We start from the raw sequence: 20,539 nt of genomic DNA, 5'->3' as shown, positions 1-20,539 counted from the left end.
GTCGGTTCACTCAGGACTGCGCGAACCACCCCGACGGCTTCGGGTTGATGTTTCTATAGATATGTTTCAATTCACGATATTCGTTCAGGCCGCTGACGCCCAGTTCCCGGCCGATACCGGAGGCTTTGAAACCTCCCCATTCGGCCTGCGGCAGGTACGGGTGGAAGTCGTTGATCCACACGGTGCCGTGCCGCAGCCGCGCGGCGATCCGTTCGCCGCGACCGGCGTCGGAGGTCCACACGGCGCCCGCGAGCCCGTAGATGGTGTCGTTGGCCAGGAAGATCGCCTCGTCCTCGGTCGCGAAGCGCTCGGCGGTCAGGATCGGGCCGAAGGTCTCCTCCCGGACCACCGTCATCTCGCGGTGGCAGTCGGCGAAGACGGTGGGCCGGTAGTAGTAGCCGTCCGCGAGCGCGGGATCGTCGGGGCGGCGGCCACCGGCCAGCAGCCGGGCGCCCTGCGCCAGCGCACCGGCCACATAGGTCTCGGTCTTGTCGCGCTGTGCCGCCGACACCAGCGGGCCGCACTCGCTGGCCGGGTCCATGCCGGGTCCGAGCGTGATGGCGTCGGCGCGGGCGGCCACGGCGGCGAGGAAGTCGTCGTAGATGTCGGTGTGGAGGATGAGCCGGGTACCGGCCGAGCACACCTGTCCGGAGTGGACGAAGGCGGCGTTGACGGCACCGTCGACGGCGGCGTCGAAATCGGCGTCGGCGAACACCACGTTGGGGTTCTTGCCGCCCAGTTCCAGGGCCACCTTCTTCACCGTGGCCGCGGCGGTCGCGGCGACCCGGCGCCCGCTGACCAGTCCCCCGGTGAAGGACACCAGGTCGACGCGGTCGGACTCCACCATGGTCTGTCCCACCGGATCACCGGCGCCCAGCACCAGGTTGACCACACCGGACGGAACCCCGGCCTCGGTCAGCAGGTCGACGAGCTTGAGCGTCGTCAACGGGGTGACCTCGCTGGGTTTGGCCACGACGGTGTTACCGGCGGCCAGCGCGGGCGCCAGCTTCCAGCTCATCTGCAACAACGGATAGTTCCAGGGCGCGATCAGCGAGCACACGCCTACCGGCTCGGCGACCACCCGCGACTGCGCGTCCGGGTTGCCGGTGTCGACGACGCGCCCGAGGTCCTTGTCGGCCAGTTCGCCGTAGTAGCGGAACACAGCGGTGACGTCGTCGACATCGATGAGGCCCTCGCGCAGCGTCTTGCCGGTGTCGCGGGACTCCAGTTCCGCGATGGCCTGCTTGTCGCGTTGCAGCAGCCGGGCGACGGTCTGCAGGATCGCGCCGCGCTCGGCGGCGCTGGTGTGCGGCCACGGCCCGCCGTCGAAGGCCTCGCGGGCCGCCGCGATCGCCTCGGCGACGTCGGCGGCGTCGGCTTCGGCGACGGCCGTGATGGCGGTGCCGGTGGTGGGATCGATGATGTCGCGGGTGCCGCCCGCGACGGCGGGCGTCCAGCGGCCACCGATGAACAGCAGGGTCTGGGGCTGTCCGGGCAACGGTGCATGATCACTCATCACCAAGGAACACTAACCGGTGAGGTCGGCAACTTAAACATATGGTCGTCTGCTTGTCGACAATCCGACCTGATTAAGATCCGCCGCCGCCCGGCCTCCACCTGCGAAGACATCGGACGACGGCGGACAATTCAGTCAAACGCGGCGCGGTGCCGCACCCGGCCTCAAGCGGCCGACGGACCCTCGTTGGTCCTCGAACGCACCACATCGGTCACATGGGCAACGGCCTCCTCGAGCGGCACACCGTTGCGCTGTGAGCCGTCGCGGTAGCGGAACGAGACGGTCCCGGCCTCCTGGTCGGTGTCACCGGCCAGCACCATGAACGGGATCTTCTGCAGCTGGGCGTTGCGCACCTTCTTCTGCATCCGGTCGTCGGAGGTGTCGACCTCGGCGCGGATGCCCTCGGCGCGCAGCTTGGCGACGAACTCGTCCAGGTAGGGCACGTTCTCGTCCCGGATCGGGATGCCGACGGCCTGCACCGGCGCCAGCCACGCCGGGAACGCCCCGGCGTAGTGCTCGGTCAGGACACCGAAGAACCGCTCGATCGAACCGAACAGCGCCCGGTGGATCATGACCGGCTGTTTGCGGGTGCCGTCGGCGGCGGAGTACTCCAGTTCGAAGCGCGCGGGCTGATTGAAGTCGATCTGGATGGTCGACATCTGCCAGGTGCGGCCGATGGCGTCCTTCGCCTGAACCGAGATCTTCGGGCCGTAGAACGCGGCGCCGCCCGGGTCGGGAACCAGTTCCAGACCGGATTCCTCGGCGACCCGGCGCAGGGTCTCGGTGGCGTCCTCCCAGTCCTTCGGGTCACCGATGAACTTGTCGGAGTCGCCGCGAGTGGACAGTTCAAGGTAGAAGTCGTCCAGACCGTAGTCCCGCAACAGTTCCAGCACGAACTTCAGCAGGCTCTTGAGTTCCTCGTCCCGCTGTTCCTCGGTGCAGTAGATGTGCGCGTCGTCCATGGTCAGTCCGCGCACCCGGGTCAGGCCGTGCACCACGCCGGACTTCTCGTAGCGGTACACCGAACCGAACTCCGACAGCCGCAGCGGCAGTTCCCGGTAGGAACGTCCCCGCGAGCGGTAGATCAGGTTGTGCATCGGACAGTTCATGCTCTTGAGGTAGTACTCGGCGCCCTCGAACTCCATCGGCGGGAACATCGAGTCGGCGTAGTACGGCAGGTGCCCCGAGGTCAGGAACAGGTTCTCCTTGGTGATGTGCGGGGTGTTGACCAGCTCGTACCCGGCGTCCTTCTGGCGCTGACGCAGATAGGACTCCATCTCCTGCCGGATGATGCCGCCCTTGGGGTGGAACACCGGCAGACCGGAACCGAGTTCGTCGGGAAAGCTGAACAGGTCCAGCTGGGCACCCAGCTTGCGGTGGTCGCGCTTGGCGGCCTCCTCCAGCATTCGCAGGTGCTCCTTGAGAGCGTCCCTTGAGGGCCAAGCGGTGCCGTAGACCCGTTGCAGCTGCGGGTTCTTCTCCGAACCCATCCAGTACGCGGCGGCCGAACGCATCAGCTTGAACGCCGGGATGTGCCTGGTGGACGGCAGGTGCGGGCCGCGGCACAGGTCGCCCCAGACCCGGTCACCGGACTTGGCGTCCAGGTTGTCGTAGATGGTGAGGTCACCACCGCCGACTTCCATGACCTCGTCGGCGTCGACCTCGTCGTCGCCCTTGATGTCGACGAGCAGCAGCTTGTACGGCTCGTCGGCGAGCTCGGCGCGGGCGGCGTCCTTGGAGGCGAACTCTCGGCGCGAGAACCGCTGTCCCGACTTGATGATCTCCTGCATCCGCTTCTCGAGCTTCTTCAGGTCATCGGGGTGGAACGGCTCGGCGACGTCGAAGTCGTAGTAGAAGCCGTCGCGGATCGGCGGACCGATGCCCAGCTTCGCGTCCTTGTGCAGGTCCTGCACCGCCTGGGCCAGGACGTGCGCGCACGAGTGGCGCAGCACGTTGAGGCCGTCGGGGGAATCGATGGCGACCGGTTCGACCTCGGCCTCCGCGTCGGGAGCCCAGGACAGGTCGCGCAGGTTCCCCTCGGCGTCGCGGACCACCACGATCGCCTTGGGGCCGGTAGTCGGCAAGCCCGCTTCGGCTATCGCGTCGGCGCACGTCGTCCCGGCCGCGATGACGACGCGGTCGGTTATCCGGGACTGCTGTGGTGCGGACACGATGGCTCTCCTTCACGAGCGGAATGGTTTTCGGCCGAGAATCCCCCGGCGTGCGCCCATCGTAGTCGCCCGGAATCAGAGTCTTCCAGTCGATTAGAAGATCTCGATGCTGCCCGGCGCCACCGGCCAGCCGAACCCGGCACTGGCGGCGTGGACCGCGCCGGGGGTGTGCTCGGTGACCTTGCCGGTGACGGCGAACTCCGCCAGCGACCGTCCGCCCAGGTAGGCCGAGCCCAGTTCGTTGACGGACAACGAGATGTCGGCCGGGGCGTCGGTGGGTTCGCAGTGGGCCTTGTCGATGTCGCCGCGGAGATGGAAGTGTCCGCTATTGGACGCGATCAGGTCGTCGGTGATGTTCAGGACCAGATCGATCGGGGCACCGAAGCGGCGCTGTTCCAGGGCCCGGCGGACGTCGGTGACGCGCACCCACAGCGCGTCCGACCACCGGGCGCTCAGCGCGCGGGTGTTGGACACCAGCTGCTGCACCGGCTCGTCGACGGCGGCGTGCATGTAGTTGAGCTTGCGGCACAGGTCCATCGTCAGCAGGTTGCTCCACAGTGCCCCATAGGCTTCGGGAGTGGTGGCGACGACCTCCTCCACAGTGACCTCACCGTTGACACCCGCTTCGTCGAACTCCAGCTTGGTGCGCCACAGCGCGTAGCCGTCGACCTTGCCGGACGCGTCCTCGTGCACGGTGATCCGGCGGGCCGAGGCGCCGTGCCGGAACTCCGCCGGGTCGTCCAGAGTGGTCGCCCACTCCACCGGCCGCCGTCCCGAGACCCCGGGGCGCTGCTTCTGGTACTCGGCGAGCACCGGCGGCAGCACCGTGGCGGCGGTGTCGGCCTCGATGGCGCGCAGCCGTCCGGAGTCGTTGACCGGCTTGACGCCCAGCTGCGGCAGCTGTGCCGCCAGCCGCAGCTCCGCACTCGCCACGGCGTAGCCGTATCGCCCGTAGATCGCGGTCTCCGAGGCCCACAGCACCGCCAGCGCCTCGGGCACCTCGCGCAGCTGCCGCCGCATCAGTCCTGACAGGACACCGCGCCTGCGGAAGGTCTGACCGACGCCCACCCCGCTGATATGGGCCGCCGGAACGACCCCGCCGGGGATCGACAGGTCACGCGTCATCGCCTTGGTGACCCCGGCCGCCTCCCCGTCGATCTCGGCGATCAGCGCCCGCTCCGGTTCGAACCGGGCCCGCCCCACCTCACTGGGCGTGAACTCGAACAGCATCGCGCTGGTGAAGATGCGCGCGGCGCGCTCGTACTCGTCGGCGTTGGCGGTGCGGATGGAGAACTCTGGCGTCGTCACGCCGCGATCCTCACACGCCGGCCCACTCGCGTCCACTGTTTTGTCGCGGATGAGGCCCAGTTAACCGGGTGGATACCGGGGTTGTCGAGCGGTTAGATTCCAGGACATGACTGTCGAACGCGTTCGCGCTCCCCGCACCGCCCCCGATCGCGAGATGCTCGAATCCTGGCTCGACTTCCACCGCGCCACCCTGCTGCTCAAGTGCGACGGCGTCCCGACCGACCGGCTCGCCGACCGCACGGTGCCGCCATCGAGCCTGTCCCTGCTCGGCCTGGTCCGGCACATGGTCGACGTCGAACGGCACTGGTTCCTCCACGTCCTGCCGGGAGTGCCCCGCGAACGCGGCCTGTACTGGACCGAGGACAACCCGGACGGCGAGTTCGAGAACATCGGCGCGGAGGACGTCGAGGACGCGTTCAAACAGTTCGACGTCGCCTGCGAGCTCGCCCGCGAGAACGCAGCCGGTATCGAGGACCTGGACTGGCAGACTCCTCCCGACCGCCACGGGCGCGTCTACACGCTCCGCTGGATCTACGTCCACATGATCGAGGAATACGCCCGCCACAATGGACATGCCGACCTGATCCGCGAGGCCCTCGACGGAGTCACGGGCGAATAGCCCGAAAGAACTCCCGCACATCCCCCACCAACGTCTCCGGCACCTCCAAAGCCGGAAAGTGCCCGCCCCGCCCATACTCGGTCCACCGCACGATGTTGTTCGTCCGCTCGGCGACATGCCGCAACGGGATGAAGTTGTCGTGGGCGAACACCGCCAACGCCGTCGGCGTCTGCGAAGCCGGATACATGTCCCCGCCGTAATCGGTGTGCGCACGCTCGTAATAGATGGCCGCCGACGACCCCGCCGTCCGGGTCAGCCAGTACAGCATCACGTTGGTCAGCAACAGATCCCGATCGATGACACACTCCGGATCGGACCACTCCCGGAACTTCTCCGCGATCCACGCCAACTGCCCCACCGGCGAATCGGTCAGGGCGTACGACAAGGTCCGCGGCCGCGTAGCCTGCACCACCGCGTACCCGGCACTCTCGGCATCCCACGCGGCCTGCCGCCGCCAAGACGCCAAGGTCCGCTCCCGCTCCCCCTCGCTCAACCCGGCCAGTTCCGCCTCCCCGGGCGCCGCCGTCGCCCCACCCCCGGGCAACAGGTTCAGATGAACCCCACTCACCTCCCCCGGACGAATCCGCCCCAACTCCCGCGAAATGGCAGCCCCCCCCAATCGCCACCCTGCACCCCGTACTCCCGATACCCCAAGCGCCGCATCACTTCCCCAAACGCGCTAGCCACCCGCCGAAACTCCCACCCCGGCCCGGGCGTCGGCCCTGAAAACCCGAACCCCGGAATACTGGGCAACACCACATGAAAAGCGTCCCGGGCCTCCCCACCGAACCGCACCGGATCGGTCAACGGCCCCACCACCTCCGAGAACTCCACAATCGACCCGGGCCACCCGTGCGTCATGAGCAAAGCCCGAGCCCCCGGCTCCGGCGACCGCACATGAGCGAAATGCACCCGCGCCCCGTCCACCACGGCCGTGAACTGCGGCCACCGATTCAACCGCTCCTCCGCGGCCCGCCAGTCATACTCCTCCCGCCAATACCGCACCAACTCCCGCAAGTACTCCCCCGGCACCCCGCGCGCCCACCCCGGCCCACCCACGTCCTCCGGCCACCGAACCCGATCCAACCGCCCCCGCAGATCGACCAGCTCATCCTCAGCGATCTCAACCCGAAACGGCCGCAGCTCCACATCCTCGCGCTCACTCACGTCGCGTGACGCTACGCCACCACCCCACCCGCCAGCACCCCCAACCCACCACGCCCCCCGCTCATAGGGTCGGGCGGGTCAGTCGGCGGTGAGGCGGGGGTTCGCGCGGACGGCTTCGGGGGCGACCGTGTCGCCGCAGTGCGGGCAGTCGTAGCGCTGCGAGACCTCGGTGCCGCAGGTCTCGTGCACGAACACCGCCGGACCGGGGCGGACCCAGCGGTCGCCCCACACGGTGAGGGAGGTGATGACGGGTTTGAGTGTCTGGCCCATCTCGGTGAGGAGGTATTCGTGGTGGTCGGAGCGGTCTGCGGCGGTGTGGGTTCGCAGGATTCCGTTGTCCACCAGGTCATTGAGACGTTTGGTCAGGATGTTCGGGGCGATCGACAGGCTCTGCTGGAACTGCGAGAAACGGGTGAAGTCCTTGAACAGGGCGTCGCGAAGGATGAGCAGGGTCCAGCGTTCGCCGACCAGTTCCAGCGCGCGGGCGGCCGAGCATTCCTGTGAGGGGTAGAGCCTTCCCAGCATCGTTCCTCCGAACTTGCGTCATGAAAGTCAACATGCTAGCGTCATGCAACCCTAGTTACTTGCGTGATGCTAGTACACCTTGACGAAAGGCCCCAGCGATGCTTTCCCACGCACCCGACATCTACGCGCGCATCCGCCACCGCCTCCTGAACCTGGCCACCACACTGGACACGTCCCGCCACGAGACCCCCGTCCCCGCCCTCCCGCTGTGGACAGTCCGCGACACCTACGCCCACCTGGCGGGCAACGTCGCCGACTCTCTCACCGGCAACGTCGACGAGCAGGGAACCGCTCCCTGGACCGCGATCCACGTATCCAACCGCGCCGACCACACTCTCGCCGACATCTGCACCGAATGGTCGGGCAACGCCGAAGCCTTCGACACCGCCATGCGCGCCGACGCGAAGCTGTGGGGCAACGCCTTCGACCTGTGGCACCACGAGCAGGACATCCGCGCCGCCCTCGGCGAACCGGTCGACCGCGACGAGACCACCGTCCGCTTCACCATCGACCTCCTGGTCCCCGCGATCGCCGCGCACTGGCCCGCCGACACACCATCGGTCCGGGTGGTCGCCGACGACCTCGACCAGGACTGGCAACTGGGCGACGGCACCCCGGCCACAACGGTCCACACCAACGGCTACGACCTCTCCCGCGGCCTGGCGGGCCGCCGCAGTCGCGTCCAACTCGAAACGCTCGGCTGGCACAACCCCGCGCCGCACCTGGCGCACATGCCCGCGTTCGACTTCCCCGAGAAAGACCTGACCGAATAACCCACCCCACCCGCACTACCCGGCGTCCGGCCACCCCGCCGGACGCCGTCCACTCGCCCCGTCACCGACAACCCTCGAACCGGTCCCGCCACGACTCCGCGACCACGCCGAAAACACCAACTCCCGCTGTCATAAAGCCCTCGACCCGAGCCCGGCTGTGCCGCGCCTGCGCCAGTTGACCGGCGGGCGTCGCCCACTTACGCGCCTCTTCGTCAACCTCGTCCTCGTCCAGGACGGCGATCGTCCCGTCGTACCGTTTGACCACGTCCACGGTGAGGTCCACGAACGAGATCCCCGCTTCCGTCCATTCAGGCGGTGTCGACATGTCCACATAGATCGCATTCGGATTGAGCCGTTCGTCCACGCCACCACCGGGCCGGACGAAGGTCACGCCACGCTCCGAGCCGTAGAACGTCGCCACCCACCACTCGTCGCGGGGATAGCAGCGGATCACCGCATCGGCCATGCGAAACACGGTGCCGTCCCTGAGAAAAGTCGGTGCCTGGGCCAGCTGTGCCGCCCACTGGCCGTGCTCATCGTCGCCCAGAACGGCCTCCCACCACCAGCCGTGGACATGGTCGGCGCGCTTCAACTTGCGGCCACGCCGCCACACCCAGCTTGAGGACATGTGCGCCATCCTGCCGAACCCCCGCAACCGGGCTGGTTCTGGCCGAACCGAGCGCGGTCCAGTATCTTTCGCTGACGACAGCCGCAGTGCCCATCGAGGAATGAGACAACGCATGGAACTCGTACCCCGCAACCCGACCGACGGCGTCTACCCCGCCACCGACGACTACGTGCACGCCATGGAGGTGCGAGGGGCCGAGCGGATGCTGTTCGTCTCCGGCACGATGGGCCTCGACCCCGCCGGTAAGCCGGGGTCCAGCTTGGACGAACAACTCGACCTGATCTGGTCGAACATTCGCGTCATCCTCGCCTCGGCCGACATGACGGTGGACAACATCGTCCGGCTGACCAGCTACCTGCGCGACCCCGCCTACGCGGAGGCGAACGCCGCCGCCCGCGTTGCCGCGCTCGGTGACCGTCGCGTCCCCACCACCGCGATCGTCGCCACCACCTTGGACAGCGACTGGCTGGTCGAGATCGAGGTCATCGCCGCCAGCTGACCCGGCCCGCGAGCTGTCGCCACCACGCTCCCGTCCACGTGGCGGTCCGGTTCGACGCTGCCGACGCGATTCGCTTGGCCCTCAACGCGTTTCGGACACCACCACCGCGGCGACCACGGTACGAACGACACCTTGCGGCGCCACAGCACCGACCGGAACCAGATCCCGGTCCGGTCGACGCCGAGCGTCGGCCCTAGCCGCAGTGTCAACAGCAGCGCGCAGACGATCCAGGCCGTGACCAGGTATGGCAGCGGTTCCTCTCCGTCGTCGCGAAACTTTGGCCGCAACGCAAAGAACGAGCCGCACACACAGCGCACATTTCCATCGCGAGTGGGTCCGCTCGGCCGAGCGGACCCACTCCGCTAGCTGGTCACCGCTTCCAGAACGGTTTGGGATCCGTTGACGACGGCGGGGTGGCGCCGCCGGTCTCGCTCAGGGTTCGCAGGAGTTCGATGGTGCGCTGCCACAGCGATGCCAGGTCGTCTCCGGTTGGTGGGTTGGGGCGTTCGCAGGCCTCCATGCGGGGCAGGAGGTCGCGTAGGGCGGTCACCGTGTCGCCGTCGAAGGCTCCCGTGTCCCTCATGGCGTCGATGACGACGCCGAGGCGGGTGGCCAGGTCGGACAGGGCCGCTCGGCGTTCCCGGGCGACGACCTCGGGGGCCTTGAACTCCATGGTGTGGACTTCGGGGTCGAGGATGCGCCATTCGTCGTGCAGGATCTGGCGGATCTGGTCGACGTCCATGAGGGGTTGGCCGGGACCGCCCGCCGATTTGCCGAAGCCGCGGTTGGGAGCCTTGCGGGGGGCGGCGGGGCGGGCGAAGGACGGGGCGGCTCCGCCGGGTTGGGCGGGCGGGGGCGGGGCGGCGCCGTAGCCCTGGGCCATCGCCTCGGGGGCGGCGGCGGGAGCGGCCATCATGCGGACGCTGGCTCCCAGGTAGGGCGAGGGGGCGGCGGGGGTGGGCATGTCCCAGCCTTCCGGCATCTCGACCGGCTGGACGACCGTGCGGGGTTTGCCGCCTTCGGTGACGACGCGGCTGTCCACGGCGACGAAGGAGGTGAACCGGGACAGCACCCGGTGGCGCAGGGAGACGTCGACGATGCGTTTCTCGAGGTCGCCCAGGTCGGGTGAGCCGGGGGCTGAGGCGTAGCGGTCCTCCAGGTCGCGCAGGTGGGCGCGGGCCCAGGCGGGGCAGGTCAGGGCGGTGTCGTCGGTGCGGGCCGCGAGTTCGCTGGTCCACGGGGTGCCGTCCTGGCTGGTGCCGGTGAGCTTCAGGCGGGGTGTGGTTCCCGCGCCGTGGTAGCGGCCGCTGATGATCAGCGGGGCGCCGGTGAACAGGTCGGGGATGCGGTGGGGTGCCAAGGTTTCGGGTTCCAGGTCGAGGCCCTCGCCGGTGACGGTGAGGTCGGTGACGACGGGGGCGACGATCCGGCGGTGGATGTGGGCGGTGGCCTCGTCGAGCCGGTCCTCGGATTCGACGAGTTCGCAGCGGCCCCGGCCCACCAGGGCCAGCCGGTGCAGGAAACCGGCGTTCACGGCCTTGTCGATGCCGACGACGTGGACCCGCATGCCCGACAGCCGTCCGGTGAGTTCGCGCAGGATCTGGTCCTCGTTGCCGACCTGGCCGTCGGTGACCAGGATGATGACGCGGTCGCGGCCCTTCTCGCCCGCCGTCAGCAGGTCGACAGCCGTGGACAGGGGCTTGAGGATGTCGGTGCCGCCGCGGGTCTCGGTGCCCGCGAGGTGTTCGACGGCGCGGAACCGGTTGCGGTCGGTTCCGGCGCTCAAACCGTTGGGGTCCAAGCCTTCCGGGCTGGTCATGGCGGTGTCGAAGCAGCGGACGGCGAAGCGGTCGGCGCTGGACAGGGTGTCGACGATGCGGGCGGCGGCGCGACGGGCGGCGACCATCTTCCAGCCGCCCATGCTGCCGGAACGGTCCAGCAGGACCACGACGTCGCGGGGCCGGGCCCGGGGCAGGTCGGACGGCGGGATGGCGGTCAGCTGGAAGGTGCCGCTGGTCGGCTCGTTCTCGTCCGGAGCGGTCAGCAGGGAGCCGGCGACGTCGCCGGACTCGCCGTAGTCGAAGCGCAGGATGAAATCACGGTTGACCCGCTCGCCGGGTTCGATCCGCACCCGGGTGACCTCGCCGGTCTCGTCCACTGTGACGGCGTGCAGGCTGGAACGCAGTTGCCGCAACGGCAGTCCGGCCGGGTCGATGGTGACCTCGATGGACAGTCGCACCGGGTTGGGGAAGCCGGGCAACAGCACCGGCGGGGTGATGCGGGAGGCGTCGGGGACCGCGTCGGTGTCCTCGGCATAGCCCTCCCCCACCGGTGCGGCACCGGTGGGCTGGCCGGGGATGTAGCGGGGCGCGACGACCAGCGGCAGCCGCAGCGTCGCCTCGTTGTCCTCGAAGGCCAGTGGGCCGACGAGGGTGAGGGTGACGACGGCTTCCTCGCCGGCACCGAGGTTCCCGACCCGCATGGTGAACACGTCGGCGCGTTCGGCCTCGGCGATGGAGGCGCGTTTGCCCTCGCTGATCGCGGTGTCGTACAGCTGCCGTGCCTTGGCGCGTTCGTGGAGCTCGGCGGTGACCGTGCGCTCGGCGACCGTCATCGTCATATCGGTGACCGCCGCGCGTTCGGGCAGCGGGAAGATGTAGGTCGCCTCGATGGGCTCGCCGTGTGGATTGTGGAATCGCTGCGTGACGACGGTGCGGACGCCCAGGCCGGTGACGTGGCAGTTGATGTCCAGGCCGCGCAGTGGCAGGTTGCCGCGCTCGGTGGCCAGCGTTCCCAGGCCGGAGCCCTCCGTCGCCTCGGTCGGCTCGGTGTTGAAGACGGGCAGGTCGGCGATGCGCAAGCTCATGGTTTCACTCCTGTGTAGGCGGTGGTGAGTAGGCCGCGCGCCTTCAGGGCGCGCAGGAGAGGTTGTGCGGCGGCCTGTACCGCCTCGTGGTCTTCGGGGGTGGGACAGCGTGTCGCGTCCACCAGCAGGGTGAGCCCCTCGGCGAGTTTCAGCCCGTAGGACAGGTTCGCGGCGGCCGCCGGTGGCGCGTGCCCGGCCGGTTCGGCGACGGTCACGGTGACCGGCTGCGACTTCCAGAAGGCGGCCTCGACGGCGGGTACTGGCCGGGGATCGGATTCGGCCGCCTGGTCCGAGGGCTCACCGTCGAGCAGCTCCCCCGGCACCCGGGCCAGGTCGGCCAGTTCCTCGGGTGAGGCGCCCGCCAGCTCGGCCTGGATGTCCGACAGTGCCACCCCGGCGGCCTGGCGGCGTTTCACCGCCACGAGCTGCCGCAGGTGGCGCGGGCCGTACAGCGCGGTGCGCCCCCGGTAGCCCGCGGGTTTGTCCAGCAGTCCGATGGTGGCGTACCAGCGGATGGAGCGGACGTCGGGCACACCGCGCACCCGGGCGTTGCCCGGGCCGTCGTAACCGACGGCCAGTGCCGCGGCCACCCGCCGCGCCAGCTCGCCGATCGGCCAGCGTGCCTCTGTCTCTTCCATGCCACGAATCTAACACTGTCATATGACAGTGTCAAATTCAGGCGTGAATCGGCCTCGAAACCCGGCTTCACAAGCTGACATTTCGCCCATATGGGTGAGCTGGACCTTTCTACAGCGGTGCACCCCCGGTTACCTGCCGTACCCCCGTACGGTTAACGCGTGTCCGACGATCAAGACTCCGAAGAAACTCCCACCCCGGTGGTGCTCACCGAACCCCGCGACGGCGTGCCCGAGGTAGTGAGTGATCTCGAAGGTCTTCGAACCGTCGTCGACCGGTTCCGCGCCGCCACCGGTCCGGTGGCCGTGGACGCCGAGCGCGCCTCCGGGTTCCGGTACCAGCCCCGCGCCTACCTGATCCAGCTGCGCCGCGCCGGGGCGGGCACCGCGCTCGTCGACCCGACCGGCTTCGAGGATCTGCGCGAGCTCAACGCGGCGCTGGCCGACACCGAGTGGATCCTGCACGCCGCCAGCCAGGACCTCCCCTGCCTGGCCGGTGAGGGCATGCGACCGCCGCGGCTGTTCGACACCGAGCTGGCCGCGCGACTGTGCGGCTTCGAGCGGGTGGGACTGGCGGCACTGGTGGAGAAGCTGCTGGGCTTCACGCTCGAGAAGCACCACTCCGCCGCGGACTGGAGCACCCGGCCGCTGCCCGCCGACTGGCTCACCTACGCGGCCCTCGACGTCGAGCTGCTGGTCGAACTGCGCGACATCCTGGACGCCGAGCTGCGGCTGCAGGGCAAACGCGACTGGGCCGACGAGGAGTTCGCCGCCGCCCTCAACGCCCCGGCACCGGCGCCGCGCGCCGAACCGTGGCGCCGCACCTCCGGCATCCACCGGGTGCGGGGCGCCCGACCGCTGGCCCGGGTGCGGGAGCTGTGGTACCTGCGCGACGAGATCGCGCAGCGGCTCGACCGCGCGCCGTCCAAGATCGTCCCCGATCCGGCACTGGCCGACGCCGCGATCGCCGATCCCACCGACTTCGGCGAACTCACCAGCATTCCGGGTTTCCAGCGCCGCCACGGCCGCGCCAACGCGAAACGCTGGCTGCAGGCGCTGTCAAAGGTGCGGAAGCTGAGCGAGGACGAACTGCCCTCGGTCTCCCCCGCCTCGGACGGCCCGCCCTCGACGCACCGCTGGGCCTCCCGGGATCCGGCGGCCGCCGCCCGGCTGAAGCGGGCCCGGGCCGCGGTGGCCGAGGTCGCCGCCGCCCACGAGCTGCCGCCCGAGAACCTCGTCGCCCCCGCCGCGGTGCGGGCGCTGTGCTGGCAGCCGCCGCGTCCCATCACCAGGACCACGGTGGCCGAGGCGCTGGAGCACCACGGCGTCCGCGCCTGGCAGATCGAACTGGTCGCGAAGACACTGGTGGCGGCCGTCAAGGGTTGACGACCGCCACGGCAGCTTAGGTGAACTTATGTGAACTTAGGACGAAGCGGCCTTGAAGACGCCCTCGGCCAGAACCGTCGCGGCTTCCTTGGCCTCGTCGTTGGTCGCCTTGTCGGTCGCGCTGATGTACATCGTGATCGCCATGTTGCCGTCCAGGATGAACACCGACGCGGTGCCCTCGAGGTTCGCGTACTGCGAGATCTCGCCCTTGTCCCAGTCGCCGGTGAACTCCTGCAGTCCGTCGCCGCCGACGGTCTCGGTGCTCTTGTACTCCTCGTAACCGGCCTCGGCTTCCTTCGCGTCCTTGTAGGCCTTGCCCTTCACCGAGACCAGCGAGGACGAGGAACCCATCGAGGAGCAGTACATCTCGTTGTCCATCGAGATGTCGTCGAACTTGTCCAGGCCGATGGACGAGGGAACCCCCGACACGTCGACCTTGGTGCACATGCCCTCGGAGACCGCGTACTCGCCGCTGCCGCCGTCGTCGCCGCTCTCGGAGGGGTCACCGCTCTGCTCGTTGGACTTGTCGCCGCCACCGGCGGTGTCGTCGGAGCCGCCGCCACCGGAGTTGACCAGGACGATGCCCACGACCACCAGGATGATGAGGACGGCCGCGCCGCCGACACCACCGAGGATCCAGCCGAGGTTGCTCTTCTTCGGCGGCTGGCCGCCCAGGAAGGACGGCTGCTGGCCGGGCATGCCGGGCATGGGAGCCTGCGTGTACGGGTCGGGCGCCATCCCCGGAGCGCCAGGGGACATCGGCACACCGCTCATGGGCGGCGAGCCGTACGCGTCCGGGGGCGGAGTGCCGTAGGGGTCCTGCGGCGGAGCGCCGTACGGGTCGCCCTGCGGGGCGCCATAGGGGTCGCCCTGCGGCGGAGGTCCGTACGGGTCTGACGGAGGTGGCGCGTAACCACCGCCGGGCGCGTACGGGTCAGGCATTGGCTGCTGGCCCGGGTCGCCGGGCACGCCGGGCGGAGGTGGATAGGTCACGGCTGAGGCTCCTTCGAGGGATTATTCGTGCACATCATGTCGTAGGCACCAAGACTAAAGCGTCGTATTCACGTCTCACAACGACGAAACGGTAACCGTTTCGCAGAAAAACGCGGTATTTCGGGTACGTCGACGAGCATCTTGGGCCCAGCTGGTTGGAGCGCAAATGGTAACGCGCCAATATGTCATGTTTCGCGCCCGTTCCCCGCAACTCCGCACCAGGTCATTCTAGGCGCCCTAAGGTGATCAATCGCTCACAAACAGCTGTGTCGGCGCCGCCGGAGATCACCAGTTACTTGCGAGTAACATACGTCTGGATCACCCACTCTTAGGAGGCAAAACCCGTGAGCGAGCGAACCGTTCGCGAGGTCGTCTTCGTCGACGGCGTCCGCACGCCGTTCGGCAAGGCCGGTGGCATGTACGCCGAGACCCGAGCCGACGATCTCGTCATCCGCTGTATCCGTCAACTGTTGCGCCGCAATCCGGGGCTGCCGCCCGAGCGGGTGGAGGAGGTCGCCATCGCGGCCACCACTCAGATCGGCGACCAGGGCCTCACCTTGGGACGCACCGCCGCACTTTTGGCCGGGCTTCCCAAGACCGTCCCCGGCTTCTCGATCGACCGCATGTGCGCCGGGGCCATGACCGCCGTGACCTCGGTGGCCTCGGGCATCGGCTTCGGTGCCTACGACGTCGCCATCGCCGGTGGCGTCGAGCACATGGGACGGCACCCGATGGGCGAGGGCGTCGACCCCAACCCGCGGATCCTGTCCGAGAAGCTCGTCGACCCGTCCGCGCTGGTCATGGGCGCCACCGCCGAGAACCTGCACGACCGGTTCGGGCACATCTCCAAGGAGCGCGCCGACGCCTTCGCGCTGGCCAGCCAGCAGCGCTACGCCAAGCACACCGACAAGATCGCCCTGGACCTGGTCAGCATGAACACCCGTTCCGCCGAGACCGGCTGGGGCCTGGCCACACAGGACGAACCGCCGCGCGAGACCTCCATGGAGGCGCTGGCGGGTCTGAAGACCCCGTTCCGTCCGCACGGCCGGGTCACGGCGGGCAACTCCGCCGGGCTCAACGACGGCGCCACCGCGTGCATCGTCACCGCCGAGGAGGTCGCGCGCGAGCTGGACCTGCCGGTCGCGATGCGCATGGTCTCCTACGGCTTCGCCGGGGTGGAGCCGGAGGTCATGGGCGTCGGCCCGATCCCGTCCACCGAGAAGGCACTGTCCAAAGCGGGCCTTACCATCGACGACATCGGACTGTTCGAGCTCAACGAGGCCTTCGCCGTGCAGGTGCTGGCGTTCCTCGACCACTTCGGCATCAGCGACGAGGACGAGCGCGTCAACCCGTGGGGCGGCGCCATCGCCGTGGGCCACCCGCTGGCCTCGTCCGGGATCCGGCTGATGACGCAGCTGGCCCGTCACTTCGCCGCCAACCCGGGCGTCCGGTACGGCATCACCGCGATGTGCATCGGCATCGGCATGGGCGGCACGGTCATCTGGGAGAACCCCGCCTGGGAGGGTGCGAAATGAAAGCGATGAAAGAGTTCCCCGACGAGGTAGTCACCAAGTCGCTGGTGCGTTACGTCCGGGTGCCCGGTATGGACGGTGAGGCCGCCCTCATCACCCTGGACAACGGGCACGACCACAAGAAGCCCAACTCGCTGGGCCCGGCCGGACTGGCCTCACTGGACGCGGCCCTCGACGAGGTCTTCGCGCGCACGCCGAAGGTGCGGTTCGTCGCCGTCACCGGCAAACCGTTTATCTTCTGCGTCGGCGCCGACATCACCGGCATGCCGCTGATCGAGACCAAGGACGACGCGCGCACCATGGCCCGCGCCGGACACGACGTGTTCGCGCGGCTGAAGAACTCCGAGATCCCGACCTTCGCGTTCGTCAACGGCGCGGCCATGGGCGGCGGCGTCGAGCTGTCGCTGCACTGCCACTACCGGACCATCTCGGGCTCGGCGGCGGCGTTCGCGCTGCCGGAGTGCTTCATCGGCCTGGCACCGACCTGGGGCGGCACCCAGTTGCTGCCCAACCTGATCGGCGCCGACGGCGCGGTCAAGGTGATCATCGAGAACGCGCTCAACCAGAACAAGATGCTGCGGCCCAAGGAGGTCCACGGGCTGGGCATCGCCGACACGCTGCTGGAGGCCGCCGACTTCCTGGAGGAGTCGCTGGCCTGGGCCGCCAAGGTCACCGACGGCCAGATCACCGTCGAGCGCCCCGAGATCGACCGGGGCGAGGCCTGGGACGCCGCGCTGGCGCGCGGCAAGGCGGTGGCCGACATGAAGCTGCACGGCGCGGCTCCCGCGCCCTACATGGCGCTGGACCTGATGGCACAGGCCAAAACCGTCAGCTTCGAGGAGGGCACCGCCGCCGAGGACGAGGTGCTGGCCGCGCTGTTGGTCTCGCCCGAGCTGAAGTCCAGTCTGTACGCCTTCGACCTGGTGCAGAAGCGCGCCAAGCGTCCGGTGGGCGTGCCCGACAAGTCGCTGGCCCGTCCGGTCGGCAAGGTCGGTGTCGTGGGTGCCGGGCTGATGGCCTCGCAGCTGGCGCTGCTGTTCGTGCGGCGCCTGGAGGTCCCGGTCGTCATGACCGACCTGGACGAGGAGCGGGTCGCCAAGGGCGTGGGTTACGTACACGCCGAAGTGGACAAGCTGCTGGGCAAGGGCCGCATCAACTCCGACAAGGCCGCCAAGCTCAAGGCGCTGGTGTCGGGTTCGGTCGACAAGTCGGTGTTCGCCGACGCCGACTTCGTCATCGAGGCCGTGTTCGAGGAACTGGGCCTGAAGAAGCGGATCTTCGCCGAGCTGGAGGACCTGGTCTCGGACGAGTGCGTCCTGGCCACCAACACCTCCTCGCTGTCGGTGTCCGACATGGCCGCCGACCTGCGGCACCCCGAACGGGTGGTGGGCTTCCACTTCTTCAACCCGGTGGCGATCCTGCCGCTGCTGGAAGTGGTGCGCGCCAAGCAGACCGACGACGCCACCGTCGCCACCGCGTTCAAGGTGTGCAAGGAACTGAAGAAGAACGGCGTGCTGGTGGCCGACGCGCCCGCGTTCGTCGTCAACCGGCTGCTGACCCGGTTCCTGGGCGAGATCTTCGCCGCCGTCGACGAGGGCACCGACATCGAGGTCGCCGACCACGCCGTGGACGAACTGGGACTGCCGATGTCGCCGTTCGTGCTGCTGCAACTGGTCGGCCCGGCGGTGGCCCGGCACGTGGCGCAGACGCTCCACGACGCCTTCCCCGACCGCTACGGCGTTTCGTCCAACCTCGACAAACTCGTCGAGGCGGGCAAGACGAGCGTCTACACCTGGGACGCCACCGGCAAACCGTCCGTCGACCCGGACATCCCGTCTATCATGGAGTTCGGCGACAAGCCGTCCACCGCCGAGCAGATCCGCGACCGCGCGCTGGGCGCGCTGGCCGACGAGGTCCGCCGGATGCTGGACGAGGGCGTCGTCGCCGCGGCCGAGGACATCGACCTGTGCATGATCCTGGGCGCGGGCTGGCCGTTCCACCTGGGCGGGATCACCCCGTACCTCGACCGCGCCGGCGTCACGGCGAAGGTCACCGGAAAGACCTTCCACTAGCCTCCGCAGTGGACTGTAGAGCGGATGCGGCGATCGGCGCCGCATCCGCTTTTCGTCGCCCGTAAACCGAAACCGGGCGGACGACCAGGGCCGTAGTGCCCGTCACGCGGCGCTTGCGCTCGACTCCGCCGAAGAGTAGAATCAAATACCATAGTGGACTCTCAGGGCTGATCACCAATCCCATAGATGGATGTCACGATGTACGAGCCCAACACACTCACCCCGGGAACCAACTGGTGCGCCTCGATGTCGGTGCACCACCGACTTCTCGACACCGACTCCGACTACGCCACCGCGCGCCGCGACATCGAGGACTCCGCGTTCGAGTGGATCCGCTCGCGCCGGGCACGCCGCGACAACGTGATCACGATCCCCGTCGTCGTCCACGTCGTGTGGCACGACAGGTCCGAGAACATCAGCAACGGGCAGATACACAGCCAGATCGAAGTGCTCAACAACGACTTCCGCAAGAAGAACAAGGACATCGACACGGTTCCCAAGGTCTGGCAGGACATCACCGCCGACGTCGGCCTCGAGTTCGCGCTCGCCACCCACGATCCACAGGGGATCGCGACCACGGGCATCAACCGGGTCGAGACTCGAGCGGAGTCGTTCGGCGCCGAGGACGACGTGAAGTCGTCCGCCACCGGCGGAGCCGACGCCTGGCCCGCCGACCGGTACCTCAACATCTGGGTGTGCCGCCTGCGCGGCGGACTGCTGGGCTACGCCCAGTTCCCGGGCGGGCCGCCCGCCACCGACGGCGTCGTCATCACCCACCGGGGTTTCGGCGCCAACGGCACCGCGACCGCCCCCTTCGACCAGGGACGCACCTGCGTCCACGAGATCGGGCACTGGCTGAATCTGCGCCACATCTGGGGCGACGACGGCGAGGGTTGCAGCGGCGACGACTTCGTCGACGACACCCCCAACCAGGGCGGCCCCAGCTCCGGTGTACCGCTGTACCCGTCCGTCAGCTGCGACAACGGCCCGCACGGCGACATGTTCATGAACTTCATGGACTACTCCAACGACGCGGTCACCGTCATGTTCACCCAGGGCCAGGCGGCCCGCATGGACGCCTGCCTGGAAAGCGCCCGCTCCAGTTTCCTGGAGCCCGAAGCGACAGCGAGTTGATGCGCCATCGAAGACAAACTCCCCAACCGGTTGTTCCGTCGCTGGGTCCACGTCCGGGAAGAGGACGAGCCCGAGACGCGGACCTACCGTCCTTACGACTACCCGATCCCGCCCGGTCGCGGGCGGGACGGGATCGCCTTCCGGCTCGACGGCACCGTGACCCGCTACGACAGCGGGCCCACCGACGCGCCGGTCGGCGTCACAGGGCGCTGGAGCCTGCGCGACGACGACGTCCTCCAGCTCAACTTCCCCGACCGTTCCCTGGCCACCCGCTACCGACTGGTCGCCGTCGAGCCCGAGCGGCTGCGGCTGGCGCCACTGACCAGGTGATCACAAGTGGCCCCGTCTCGCCGGTACCCGACGTACCCTCGACCCATGTCCGTCCAAATCGTAGACAACCCGGACCGCAGTCGCTACGAAGCGCAGGAGGACGGCACGGTCGTCGCCTACGTCGAGTACGACCGGCACGAGGACTTCACCGCGTTCCCGCACACCGAGGTCTCCCGGGACCACCGCGGCCAGGGGCTGGCCGGAATGCTGGTGCGCCAAGCCATGGACGACATCCGCGAATCCGGGGACAAGGCGTATCCCCTGTGTCCATACGTGAAGGAATGGTTCACCAAGCACCCCGAGTACGAGGACATCATCTATCGCGTCTGAGGCGGACCCCGGGCCTTTCGAAACCCGCTAACCTCGGCGCATCGACAGATGTCCA

17 protein-coding genes and 1 pseudogene are annotated in these 20,539 nt (G+C 68.7%); 9 read left to right on the top strand and 9 right to left on the bottom strand.

What is annotated here, in order from left to right; translation table 11 throughout:
- Nucleotides 1-10: 10 nt before the first annotated feature.
- From SNAS_RS11795 to SNAS_RS11785, 3 genes are all read right to left on the bottom strand, one after another.
- Nucleotides 11-1,516: an aldehyde dehydrogenase family protein gene (locus SNAS_RS11795; RefSeq protein WP_013017647.1), complete on the bottom strand. Its 1,506-nt coding sequence runs from the start codon at nucleotides 1,514-1,516 to the stop codon at nucleotides 11-13.
- Between the two features lie 164 nt (nucleotides 1,517-1,680).
- Complete coding sequence (gene thrS, locus SNAS_RS11790; protein WP_013017646.1) at nucleotides 1,681-3,687, bottom strand: threonine--tRNA ligase; 2,007 nt, start codon at nucleotides 3,685-3,687, stop codon at nucleotides 1,681-1,683.
- 93 nt (nucleotides 3,688-3,780) lie between these two features.
- A complete protein-coding gene (locus SNAS_RS11785) occupies nucleotides 3,781-4,995 on the bottom strand; it encodes a GNAT family N-acetyltransferase (protein WP_013017645.1) in 1,215 nt (404 codons plus the stop codon).
- A 106-nt stretch (nucleotides 4,996-5,101) separates the two neighbouring features.
- Between SNAS_RS11785 and SNAS_RS11780 the strand changes: the two genes are divergently transcribed.
- On the top strand, nucleotides 5,102-5,614 hold the full coding sequence (locus SNAS_RS11780; protein ID WP_013017644.1) for a DinB family protein: 513 nt from the start codon (nucleotides 5,102-5,104) through the stop codon (nucleotides 5,612-5,614).
- Here the strand turns inward: SNAS_RS11780 and SNAS_RS37585 are convergent.
- A pseudogene (locus SNAS_RS37585) lies at nucleotides 5,601-6,781 on the bottom strand (epoxide hydrolase family protein). The gene SNAS_RS11780 and the pseudogene SNAS_RS37585 overlap by 14 nt on opposite strands.
- A 78-nt stretch (nucleotides 6,782-6,859) precedes the next feature.
- Entirely contained in the window at nucleotides 6,860-7,306 is a 447-nt protein-coding gene (locus SNAS_RS11770; RefSeq protein ID WP_013017643.1) for a winged helix-turn-helix transcriptional regulator, read from the bottom strand.
- Nucleotides 7,307-7,404: 98 nt separating this feature from the next.
- Here SNAS_RS11770 and SNAS_RS11765 point away from each other — a divergent pair, with 98 nt between their 5' ends.
- The gene (locus SNAS_RS11765) at nucleotides 7,405-8,079 is read left to right on the top strand and encodes a maleylpyruvate isomerase family mycothiol-dependent enzyme (protein WP_013017642.1); all 675 of its coding nucleotides are present in this window, start codon (nucleotides 7,405-7,407) and stop codon (nucleotides 8,077-8,079) included.
- 61 nt (nucleotides 8,080-8,140) lie between these two features.
- Here SNAS_RS11765 and SNAS_RS32695 read toward each other — a convergent pair whose 3' ends face one another.
- Nucleotides 8,141-8,716 carry a ribonuclease FAU-1 family protein gene (locus tag SNAS_RS32695; RefSeq protein WP_169313876.1) on the bottom strand — a complete coding sequence of 192 codons (576 nt, stop codon included), beginning with the start codon at nucleotides 8,714-8,716 and terminating at the stop codon, nucleotides 8,141-8,143.
- Nucleotides 8,717-8,819: 103 nt separating this feature from the next.
- Here SNAS_RS32695 and SNAS_RS11755 point away from each other — a divergent pair, with 103 nt between their 5' ends.
- A complete protein-coding gene (locus SNAS_RS11755) occupies nucleotides 8,820-9,206 on the top strand; it encodes a RidA family protein (RefSeq protein WP_013017640.1) in 387 nt (128 codons plus the stop codon).
- Nucleotides 9,207-9,576: 370 nt separating this feature from the next.
- Here the strand turns inward: SNAS_RS11755 and SNAS_RS11750 are convergent, their stop codons facing one another.
- Together SNAS_RS11750 and SNAS_RS11745 are read right to left on the bottom strand one after the other, a co-directional pair.
- Nucleotides 9,577-12,072, bottom strand: coding sequence for a VIT domain-containing protein (locus tag SNAS_RS11750; RefSeq protein ID WP_013017639.1), 2,496 nt, complete (start codon nucleotides 12,070-12,072; stop codon nucleotides 9,577-9,579).
- A complete protein-coding gene (locus SNAS_RS11745) occupies nucleotides 12,069-12,710 on the bottom strand; it encodes a helix-turn-helix domain-containing protein (RefSeq protein WP_013017638.1) in 642 nt (213 codons plus the stop codon). The genes SNAS_RS11750 and SNAS_RS11745 overlap by 4 nt, the downstream gene beginning before the upstream one ends.
- Nucleotides 12,711-12,869: 159 nt before the next feature.
- Between SNAS_RS11745 and SNAS_RS11740 the strand changes: the two genes are divergently transcribed.
- Complete coding sequence (locus tag SNAS_RS11740) at nucleotides 12,870-14,093, top strand: HRDC domain-containing protein (protein ID WP_013017637.1); 1,224 nt, start codon at nucleotides 12,870-12,872, stop codon at nucleotides 14,091-14,093.
- Between the two features lie 36 nt (nucleotides 14,094-14,129).
- Here SNAS_RS11740 and SNAS_RS11735 read toward each other — a convergent pair whose 3' ends face one another.
- Complete coding sequence (locus SNAS_RS11735) at nucleotides 14,130-15,086, bottom strand: hypothetical protein (RefSeq protein ID WP_013017636.1); 957 nt, start codon at nucleotides 15,084-15,086, stop codon at nucleotides 14,130-14,132.
- A gap of 344 nt (nucleotides 15,087-15,430) precedes the next feature.
- Between SNAS_RS11735 and SNAS_RS11730 the strand changes: the two genes are divergently transcribed.
- The 5 genes from SNAS_RS11730 (at nucleotide 15,431) to SNAS_RS11710 (ending at nucleotide 20,484) form a co-directional block, all read left to right on the top strand.
- Entirely contained in the window at nucleotides 15,431-16,621 is a 1,191-nt protein-coding gene (locus tag SNAS_RS11730; protein ID WP_013017635.1) for a thiolase family protein, read from the top strand.
- Entirely contained in the window at nucleotides 16,618-18,690 is a 2,073-nt protein-coding gene (locus tag SNAS_RS11725) for a 3-hydroxyacyl-CoA dehydrogenase NAD-binding domain-containing protein (protein ID WP_013017634.1), read from the top strand. The genes SNAS_RS11730 and SNAS_RS11725 overlap by 4 nt, the downstream gene beginning before the upstream one ends.
- Before the next feature lie 198 nt (nucleotides 18,691-18,888).
- Nucleotides 18,889-19,824 carry a zinc metalloprotease gene (locus SNAS_RS11720; protein ID WP_013017633.1) on the top strand — a complete coding sequence of 312 codons (936 nt, stop codon included), beginning with the start codon at nucleotides 18,889-18,891 and terminating at the stop codon, nucleotides 19,822-19,824.
- Nucleotides 19,825-19,854: 30 nt separating this feature from the next.
- On the top strand, nucleotides 19,855-20,154 hold the full coding sequence (locus tag SNAS_RS11715) for a hypothetical protein (protein WP_013017632.1): 300 nt from the start codon (nucleotides 19,855-19,857) through the stop codon (nucleotides 20,152-20,154).
- 6 nt (nucleotides 20,155-20,160) lie between these two features.
- Complete coding sequence (locus SNAS_RS11710) at nucleotides 20,161-20,484, top strand: GNAT family N-acetyltransferase (RefSeq protein WP_341871790.1); 324 nt, start codon at nucleotides 20,161-20,163, stop codon at nucleotides 20,482-20,484.
- Nucleotides 20,485-20,539 lie beyond the last annotated feature (55 nt).

It is taken from the genome of Stackebrandtia nassauensis DSM 44728, from assembly GCF_000024545.1.
GTDB lineage: Bacteria > Actinomycetota > Actinomycetes > Mycobacteriales > Micromonosporaceae > Stackebrandtia > Stackebrandtia nassauensis.
Note: the sequence above shows the minus strand (reverse complement) of the source record. Positions and strands in the feature narration are given on the sequence as shown.